This window comes from Kribbella orskensis (assembly GCF_004342085.1).
GTDB lineage: Bacteria > Actinomycetota > Actinomycetes > Propionibacteriales > Kribbellaceae > Kribbella > Kribbella orskensis.
Genome location: NZ_SLWM01000056.1, coordinates 1 through 9,397, shown reverse-complemented (window position 1 = coordinate 9,397; position 9,397 = coordinate 1). Strand labels below are relative to the sequence as shown.

General features: G+C 71.7%; 6 protein-coding genes. 4 read left to right on the top strand and 2 right to left on the bottom strand.

The genetic code is table 11. From position 1 onward, the window contains the following. Positions 1-571: 571 nt before the first annotated feature. The 4 genes from EV644_RS44070 to EV644_RS44055 all read left to right on the top strand — a co-directional run bounded on the left by EV644_RS44070 (position 572) and on the right by EV644_RS44055 (position 6,866). The gene (locus tag EV644_RS44070; RefSeq protein ID WP_132197766.1) at positions 572-1,156 is read left to right on the top strand and encodes an OsmC family protein; all 585 of its coding nucleotides are present in this window, start codon (positions 572-574) and stop codon (positions 1,154-1,156) included. Further along, entirely contained in the window at positions 1,153-2,343 is a 1,191-nt protein-coding gene (locus EV644_RS44065; protein ID WP_199240395.1) for an NAD(P)/FAD-dependent oxidoreductase, read from the top strand. The genes EV644_RS44070 and EV644_RS44065 overlap by 4 nt, the downstream gene beginning before the upstream one ends. A gap of 118 nt (positions 2,344-2,461) precedes the next feature. Next, positions 2,462-5,626 (top strand): ATP-binding protein, encoded by a 3,165-nt coding sequence (locus EV644_RS44060; protein ID WP_158293124.1) that lies wholly within the window; start codon positions 2,462-2,464, stop codon positions 5,624-5,626. 205 nt (positions 5,627-5,831) lie between these two features. After that, positions 5,832-6,866 carry a lysylphosphatidylglycerol synthase transmembrane domain-containing protein gene (locus EV644_RS44055; protein ID WP_158293123.1) on the top strand — a complete coding sequence of 345 codons (1,035 nt, stop codon included), beginning with the start codon at positions 5,832-5,834 and terminating at the stop codon, positions 6,864-6,866. Between the two features lie 21 nt (positions 6,867-6,887). Here EV644_RS44055 and EV644_RS44050 read toward each other — a convergent pair whose 3' ends face one another. Further along, on the bottom strand, positions 6,888-8,483 hold the full coding sequence (locus EV644_RS44050; RefSeq protein WP_132197760.1) for a lytic transglycosylase domain-containing protein: 1,596 nt from the start codon (positions 8,481-8,483) through the stop codon (positions 6,888-6,890). 345 nt (positions 8,484-8,828) lie between these two features. Further along, the gene (locus EV644_RS44045) at positions 8,829-9,125 is read right to left on the bottom strand and encodes a putative quinol monooxygenase (protein ID WP_132197758.1); all 297 of its coding nucleotides are present in this window, start codon (positions 9,123-9,125) and stop codon (positions 8,829-8,831) included. Between the last annotated feature and the right edge of the window lie 272 nt (positions 9,126-9,397).

Genomic DNA, 9,397 nt, shown 5'->3' with positions numbered 1-9,397 from the left:
CTGCCCCGCACCTCGAACCCGCCCAGCCGACTGACCCGCACCTCGAACCCGCCCAGCCGACTGACCCGCACCTCGAACCCGCCCAGCCGACTGACCCGCACCTCGAACCCGCCCAGCCGACTGACTGCCCCGCACCTCGAACCCGCCCGGCCGACTGATCTACCTGCCGGGCGGCCCGGCGGTACCACTCGATCGCCCGGCCGGTCCCAGCTCCATCGGACGCGAGACTGCGGGAGGCGGATGCTGAGGGGCAGGCCCCGCGAGTTCCTTCAGTTGGCTGTGGCCGCCCAGACGTAACGGCCAAGCCGGGTGCACATCGGCCGGGATCGAATCCTCGAGATTGAATCGCCGACCTCCGGGTGGACCGACCTTGCTGCCTTTAGGTCCCCGGGTCACCCGATGCGCGTTGGCCCGGGCCGACGCGGCGCTCTCCAAAGCGCCGACCCGCCCACCCTCATCACGCCTGGGCTCCCCTGAGTCGAGGAGTCGGGAAGTTGTGGGGAAGGTTGGGGGAAGGCGGCATTCCTAGCGTCGGCGGGGTCATGGTCCATCAACCGAACGGAGTCTTGCCATGACCGCAACGGTTCAACGGCCTCCACGCAACGGCGTCGACGTCCCGACGCTGTTTGCCACCCTCGACGCGGTGAAGGGGGCGCCGGAGATCGCCCAGTTCCAGTTCCGGGCGAACAACGAATGGATCAGCGGCACCCATAGCCGCTCCGTCATCCAGGGCTTCTACGGCGCCGGACAGGAGGACAGGTCGCGCGCCGACCCGTTCGCGTACGACGCTGACCATCCCGCCGTACTCGTCGGGTCGAACCAGGGCCCGACCCCGGTGGAGTTCCTCCTGCATGCCATCGCCACGTGCCTCACTGCGGGCCTGGTGAACATCGCCGCAGCCCGCGGGATCACCCTGCGGCGGGTGTCGTCGACTGTCGAAGGCGACATCGACCTGCTCGGCGTACTCGGCCTGTCCGATGTGGTCCGCAACGGCTACCGGCAGATCCGCGTGCACTTCGACGTCGAGGGCGACGCATCGCCCGAGGAACTGGCGGCGCTCGTGCAGCGGTCCCGCAGCCGTTCCGCGGTGTACGACGTGCTTGTCAACGGCACCGATGTCCAGATCGATGTCAGCACTCCAGTGAAGTCATCGTGAACCCGCGGAGCCGGGCCGGCGCCAGCTGGGACGCCATCGTCGTCGGCGGCCGCGTCGCCGGAGCCTCGACCGCGCTACTGCTCGCCCGCAGCGGCTTGCGGGTGTTGGTCGTGGAACGTGCCCGCCGCGGCTCGGACACCGTGTCGACGCATGCGCTGATGCGCGGCGGAGTTCTGCAGCTGCGGCGCTGGGGCTTGCTGGACCGGGTGGCGGCGACCGGCGCGCCGCCGGTACGCCGGGCGACGTTCCACTACGGCGCGGAGTCCATGGCGGTTTCGCTGAAACCGTATGCCGGTGTTGATGCCCTGTATGCGCCGCGCCGTACCGTCCTCGACGCCATACTCGTCGACGCCGCGGAGGAGGCCGGTGCGCGGTTCCGCTTCGGGCTGGCTGTCACAGACCTGGCTCGTGACGGCGCTGGCCGGGTGGTCGGTGTGGTCCTGCGCGACCATGGCGGGGTTAGCTGGACCGAGCGCGCACGGCTGGTTGTCGGCGCCGACGGACGCGGCTCTGTGGTGGCTGGTCGGTCGGCCGCGCCGACTATCGCGGCAGGCGCCCACGCCGGGTCGTACGTCTACGGGTATTGGCCGGCTGCGGACCTGGACGGTTACCACTGGTACTACGGCGATGCGTTGTCCGCGGGGGCCATTCCCACGAACGACGGCGTCGCGTGTGTGTTCGTCGGCGGCCCGCAGGACGTACTCGCCGACGCGACGCGCGACCACGGTCCTGCCGCCGCGCATCGCGGGCTGCTGGCGCGGCTCGACGGCGAACTCGCTGATCGTACGGCGGCGCCGCCGTACGGGGCGGTGCGGTTCTTCCGCGGGATGCCGGCGCGGCTGCGTCGTCCGTACGGACCCGGCTGGGCGCTCGTGGGGGACGCCGGCTGCTGGGTGGACCCGCTCTCGACTCACGGGATCACCGACGCGCTGCGCGACGCGGAGTTGCTCGCCGTCGCGATCGTCTCCGGGTCGGCATCGGAGCACGCGGAGGGGATCGCGCTTGCCGACTACCAGGCGCAGCGGGACCGCATGGCCCTGCCGATGCAGCCGATCGTCGATCGCCTCGCCTCCCACGAGTGGGACCTCGCCGAGGCCCGCCGGCTGTTGCGCGGGCTGTCCTCGGTGATGGCGGACGAGGTCGAGGCGATCCGTGGCTTCGATCTGGCCCCCACTCGCACAGCCTGACGGAGCAGGCGTCGGTCAGGGCAGGTGTCGGAAAGCGAGGACGTGAGATAGAGCGGCCTCAGACAGAGCAAACGTCAGGGCAGCGCGTGCGGGACTAGACTCGCGGATGGGAGAAGCGATGCGCGTCGAGATCGACCTGCTGGACGGCTTCGCCGTCCGGGTCGATGGGCGGGCTGTCCCCGCCGAGGAGTGGCGCCGCCGCCAGGCGGCGGCGCTGGTCAAACTCCTCGCGCTCGCTCCACGCCGGGCGCTGCACCGCGAGCAGGTCATCGACGCGCTGTGGCCTGGCACCGGGATCGACGACGCCGCGCCACGGCTGCACAAAGCCGCGTACTACGCCCGGCGCTCGCTCGGTGATCCGCGGGCGCTGGTCCTGGCCCGTGACTTCGTGTCCCTGTTCCCCGACGCGTATGTGGTCGTCGACGCCGAGGTGTTCGAGCGACGCGCCCAGCAGGCCCTCGCAGCCCCGGACGAACCCGGCAGTACGGACCGACGCGGCAATACGAAGGGACGCGGCAACGCAGACGGTACGGCCGTGGCGGCAGCCGCGGCGGATCTGTGGGCCGGCGACCTGCTGCCCGAGGACCCGTACGAGGCATGGCTGGAAGGCCCACGGGATCGCTTGCGAGGGCTACATCAGGAGGTACTGCGCCGCGCCGGCCGGTGGGAGGATCTCGCCCTTGCCGACCCAGCCGACGAGGACGCCAGCCTGGCCCTTGCGCGGAAGCTCGCCGACAGCGGCGACCGGCGCGGGGCGCTACGACAGCTGGAGCGGCTGGAGCGAGCACTGCGCGGCGAGCTGGGGGTCACCCCGAGCCCAGCCGTCGCCTCGTTGCGCGCCGAGCTGCGAGCCATTGACGCCCCGCAACCTGAGGGTCAATGGCCGCCGCTGGGCCGCGACCCCGAGCTCGACCGGATCGACCGCCTCATCGTTGCCGCGAGAAACGGCCAGGGCCGGACGCTCTTCGTATCCGGGCCCGCGGGCATCGGTAAGACCGCCGTACTGCGGTGGCTGGACCGGCGGGCCGAAGAGCGTGGGCTGCGGGTGGGGTTCGGCACGGCCGCCGGCATCGAGGGGGCCTGGCCGTACGCGCCGGCGCTGGAGGCGCTCGCGGACCTGTGCCGTCGCCACCCGGCCCTGCTCGACGGCCTGGCCGACGAGTACCGCGTCGAGATCGAGGGAGCCCTGCGCGGCACTTCCCCGGACTGGACCGGCGAGAGCCGCCACCAGCGGCTGTTCGTCAGTGCCGCCGAACTGCTGCGGCTAGCGTCCTCTGGCGGTGGCGCTGTGCTCGTCGTCGACGACGCTCAGGACGCCGACGAGGCCAGCCTGCGGCTGCTGCACTATCTGTCCCGCACCTCGGTCGGCGAGCGGATCGTGATCGTGGTCGCGCACCGCTCGTGGCCGCTGCCTCCGGCGATGGACGCGATGCGCCGCAGCTTGATAGGCCGCGGTACGTCGGTGCCGCTGGACCTCGGCCCGCTGGCCGACGAGGACATCCGCCGGCTGGCCGGCCGGGCCGTCGGTGAGGATCAGGTGCTGCTCGAGCGGGTAGTGAAGCTTGCCGGCGGCAACCCCTTCGCAGCTGTCGAGCTGGCGCGTACGGCCGTGGCGGCCGACGACCGCGCCGGCCCGATGGGTGCGCTGGTACTCCGCGGCCTCAGTGGTGACGCGACCGGGGCTCTGACCAGGGTGGCAGTGCTGGGTGGCTCGTTCGACACCGACGAGTACGTCGCCATGTCCGGCGTCGGCGAGGCTCGGGCGTACCAATTGCTCGACGACGCGCTCGCCGCCGGCGCGGTCGAGCGGACCGGCGCCGGCTACCGCTTCCGGCACTCGCTCGTGCGCGACGCGTTGCTGGACGGACTGCCCCCGCACCGCCTGCTGCCGCTCCATCGTCGGGCCGCCGAGGCGCTGCGCGGCCTCGACGCGTCCCCGGCACGGATCGGCCACCAACTGCTGCAGGCCGGCGACGTCGGTGCTGCCGCACCGTTCGTGCTGCAGGCCGCCCGCACCGACGCTGCCATCGGGGCTTACCGCGACGCGCTAGGGCTGATCGACCTGGTGCGCCAGGAAGTCCGCGACCCGGAGCGCGGGCCGCTGCTTGCCCTGCGGGCGGACATGCTGTTGGCAACCGGGGATGCCGGCGCCGTACTCGCCTACCGGGAGGCGCTGAGCGCCACAGGCGACGCCGCTGAACGGCGGCGCCTGCTGCCACGGCTGGCTCGGGCTGCCACCTTCGCCGGCGATTACGCGACCGCGGCCGAGGCACTCGACGGCCTGGAGCCGGACGGATCGGCTGACGACGCCGCGCTGCTGCTCCAGCGCGGGATCCTGGCCTATCTGACAGGCGATCTGCCGGCGGCCGCGGCGGCCGCAGACGAGGCGCGCCGCCGGATCGGGGTGGCCGACCCCGGTGACTGGCGGATGTACGACCTGATCTCGTTGCAGGGTCTGGTCGCGCACCTGCGCGGGGAGTGGTTCGGTCGGCTCGCCGTCGAACTGCGTGCCGGTGCGCAACGGCCGGACCTGGCGCGGTCGATGTTCGACAGCCACCTGTGCGTGGCGGAGTTCCTGCTGTACGGACCCACGCCGTACGCGGAGGTGCTGGCGATCGGTGCCACCCTGCGCGAGTCGGCGCGTCAATCCGGCGTACTGCGGGCCGTCGCGTTCGCCACCGCGCTGCGCGGCGAGGCGGCCTTGCTGTCCGGGGACCTGGCCCTCGCCGAGTCCGAGCTGACCGAGGCCACGCACCTGCACCACGACATCGGCTCCACCGCGGGGGAGGCCCACAGCCTGCAGCGGCTCGCCGAAGTGCGCCTCGCGCAGGGGGACCGTGCCGAGGCGACGCGGCTGTTGCACCGAGCGCTCCCGCTGGCCCGCTGGTCGTCGATCGCACTGCACCTGCTGCAGCGCGTGTACGGGACGATGATCCGCGCCGCGCCGGACGTGGACAGCGCCCGCGCCGTCGTGGACCAAGCCGTGGCCGCCCTCGGCCAGGAAGACGCCTGCACCTTCTGCTCAATCATGCTCGCGGTACCTGCCGCGACGGCCTGCGCCGACGCCGGCGATCTCGACGACGCTCGCCGGCACCTCGCCGCGGCCGAGCGGTCCGCCGCGCTGTGGAAGGGCACCGCGTGGCAGGCGGCGATCGCCGAGGCCCGGGCGCACCTGCACAGTGCCGAGGGCGACCGCGACGCCGCGCGCCGCCGGCTGCTCGAGGCCGCCGAACTTTTCACCGCCGCCGGCCAGCCCCTCGACGCCGGGCGCTGCCTCGCCTGACGACGCCTCGTTTCAGGCCGAAGGTCCTGCACCGACGCTGAAAACAATTGGGCACAGCCTCTCGGCACCTCCGGTAACCCGAGCGACTGCATTGACTTCGGCGCCGTCGTCGGCACCGACGACCGCGCGACACTTATGCTCGAGTGGCACGGATATGGCCGGGCCTACCTCCGTACCGGGTGGGCGGACCGACGGGCGGAGAGCCATGCGGCGGTGGGACAGGACGCTCGTACGACGGTGGGGTGGACGCGCGGTCGGTCTGGCGATGACCGGGATCGGCCTTTACATCGTCGCGCCGAGCCTGCTCTCCATTTTCGGTTCCTGGCCAAGGCTGCGAGATGTCCAGCCGTGGTGGTTCCTGGTCCTGGTGGTGCTGGAGACGTGCAGCCTGGCGTCGCTGTGGTGGCTGACCCGCCTGGCGCTTGCCCCCGCTGATGAGGCCGCCGGCGTGCCCCTGCCTCGCTGGGGCGCTGTGGCCTCGGCGCAATTGGCCGGCAACGCGGCCAGCAAGGTTGTGCCGGGGGGCCCGGCCGCCGGCGGTGTCGTCCAGGCGCGTGTGCTGATCCAGGCCGGCCAACCCGCACCGGTGGTGGCCTCGACCCTCGCCGCGGTCGGGCTGTTGACGACCGCGGTCCTCATGCTGCTTCCCATCATCACCGTGCCGGCTCTGATCATCGGTCCGCCGCCTGCTCGGCAGCTCCAACTCGGCCTCCTGGTCTCGCTGATCATCGCCGTGGTCATCGTGGGTGTTGGTGTGACAGCACTCACCTGGACCGGCTTCGTCGTCGCCGCTGGGCGTTTCAGCGGACACCTCGGACACCTCGTCAAGCGGACCATCACCGCCGACTCGGTCGGCGCCTCTTTGGTCGCGCAGCGCGACCGCATCGCCAGTGCCATCGCAGGCCGTTGGTGGCGTGCTGTCTTCGCTGCCGCGGCGAACCGGATGTTCGACTACGCCGCGCTGGTTGCGGCGCTCGCCGCATTCGGCGTGCACGCCCGCCCGTCGGAGGTACTGCTGGCCTACGTCGTGGCCCAGGCCCTCGCGATCGTGCCGCTCACTCCAGGTGGTCTGGGCTTCGTCGAGTCTGGACTCACGGCTCTGCTCGTGCTCATCGGGATCAGCGCCAGCACGGCCGCGGTCGGCACGCTGCTCTATCGGCTCGTGTCCTTCTGGCTCCCCATCCCGGTCGGTGTGCTCGCGTGGGCAGGTTGGCGGATCAACCTCACCCGTTCTGAATGAGCGCAGCCGCATCGCGGGCGCTCAGCGCCCGGATCTGGCCGACGGACGCGGGGGACCCGGGACCTTGCACACGTTCTGCGGTGTGCACCGTTCCCGGTTCTTGCCGTCCCGAGCTGGGGACGGTTCCGCGGGGTCGTGGGGGCAGGTCTCGGAGGGCTGGTCCGGTTGGGGAGTGGGGGTTGGGGGGCAGGCAGGTTTGGCCAGGGCTCGGCCGACTACTTGGCGCATGGCCGGGGCCCAGCCGACCGCGGCCGTGGTCGGCTGCTGCGCCCGGGTGGGTTCGGCGGACGGTGCCGGAGTAGGCGAGTCGGACTCCGACGGCTTGGGCTCGGACGCCTTCGGCTGGGACGCCTTCGGCTCGGTCGGTGCCGGCTCGGACGGTGGCGTTGTCTCCGACGGGTTCGGGTTGGTCGTCGGTCGCGCTTGTGGTGGTCGCGCGGCCGGCGGCTCGGAGGTCGTGGTCGCGGATGGTTCAGGGGCGACGGGCTTGGCGGGTCGGGGGGAGGCCGGGTTCGGCCGGTTCGGCGGTGGCGTCGTCGTCTGCGGGCGGGTCGCTGCTCGTGGTGGTGTCGCGGGTTCGGTCCGTTGTGCTGGGGCGGGCTTGGCGAGCACTGTGCCGTCCGGCGGCGGGTTGGTAGTCCAGGGCCGCACCGCCGGCGGTGGGTCGGTGGGCCAGGGGCGCACCGCCGGTGGATCGGTGGGCTCGTCTGGGAGTTGGTCGCCGGTTGACGGGAGGCCGACCACACGGCCCGTCTGGTACATGCGGGCCAGCGCGAGCACTACCCGGACGTAAGAGTCGGCGTTGTTGTAGCGGCGTACCGCCTGCGCGGCCTGGGCCGGATTGCGGAGGTTCGACGTACCGGTGCACAGGTACTGGGCGGCGCCCTGCGCGGCGTCGAACATGTTGTTCGGGTTGCCGAACCCGTCGCCGTTGCCGTCCGCGTTCACCGCGCGCCAGGTCGACGGGATGAACTGCATCGGGCCGACCGCGCGGTCGTACACGGTGTCGCCGTCGAGCGCGCCGCCGTCGGAGTCGCGGATCAGTGCGACGTTCGGCCGGCCGTCGAGCGGGATGCCGCGGATCCGCCGGGTCGCCGAGCCGTCTTCGCGCAGCTGGGCGCCACCGAACCGGCCGTGGTTGGACTCCACCCGCCCGATCGCAGCGAGCACCGTCCACGGCACCCCGCAGCCGGGGTCGCTGACTGCCAACCGCGCCTCGGCCTGCTTGTACGCCCGCAAGGCGACGGCGGGGATCCCGCTCTCACCGAGCGTCCTGATCACGGGCGCACCCGAGAGCACCATCTGCACCGGTTTCGCCACCCGATCGGGCCCGACGGGGACCGCGTCCAGCTGCTCCGGCGCGACGAATTCGTCCAGCACCTCGTCCTCGATGAACGGATCGGCCGCTGGTGCCGCCGCCGCCCCGGCCGCGTCGTACCCGCTGGTCGCCGGACGGTCGGGGAACGGCGCGGAGGCCAACGCTCCGAGGGTGACCACCGCGGCGGCCGCACCCGCGAACTGGTAGCGACTGCGGGTCGCAGGCCGCCCACGGCGATGCCGTCCTGGGTGTCGTCGCCCGTGTCGCTTGATGAGCTTGTGCAGTCCGGGCATACGCATGATCCGATCCCTCCGCGATCCGCCGTTTGCAGTGGAGTCCCCCAGGGCTTCCCCAGGCGTTCGGGGCGGACCGCGTCCCGGATCGGTTCGTGGCTGATGCTTCGGGCGCCGGTGTTTCAGTTCTTCTTGAGCAGCCCGAGAGCCGCGATGGTGAGCCAGAGCGGGCCGGTCATGCGGCCGAGCAAGCAGCCGTGGCCGCTCTCGGCCACCACGCGTACGACGAAGCCGTGGCCGCCGGCCGGTCCCTCGACCCGTCGGCGGTACCAGAGCTCGCCTAGCCCGAATCCGGCGAACGTGGCCGACGCCGACGCGATCGTGCTGATCAGGGCGGGCGTACGGGCGCTGCTACTTCACCGCGACGATGTCGACGGTCCGGATGTCGGGTTCGCCGGCGAGCAGGTCATCGGCGACCTGACCCAGAGCCTTCGGGATCTCCCCGTTCAGGTGGGCATCGCGTCCCGCCTCGGCCTCGAAGCTGTCGAAGATGCCGTAATGGGTGTCATCGATCTTGAACGCGTACCACGTCACAGTGTCTTCCTCTGCCACGGCGAGCGCGCGGCCCCCCATCAGGAAAGCCCCGAGCTCATCGCCCTTGCCGGGCTTCGCCTCCAGCAGAGCGAGGATTCCCAGTCGTACTGCCATGTGCTGTCTCCTGTCGCTGATCTGCGAGACCCGACCCCGGGGCACGACCCAGGAGGTCGCCCACTTCTCAACGATGCCATCCAGGCCGGCGATCTACCACAGAGTGGCGCAACTGGCCGCTTGACTGACCGGAACGGGCGGCAGCCGGGTCCTTCGGCACGTCGGTCGATGACCACAGCCCTTGCCCGGACCGCCTGTTCAGCCGGACGATCGAGTCGGAGAACGAGTGGAAAGGACAAGACCTGTGATCTACGTCGGGATCGACAGCTCGT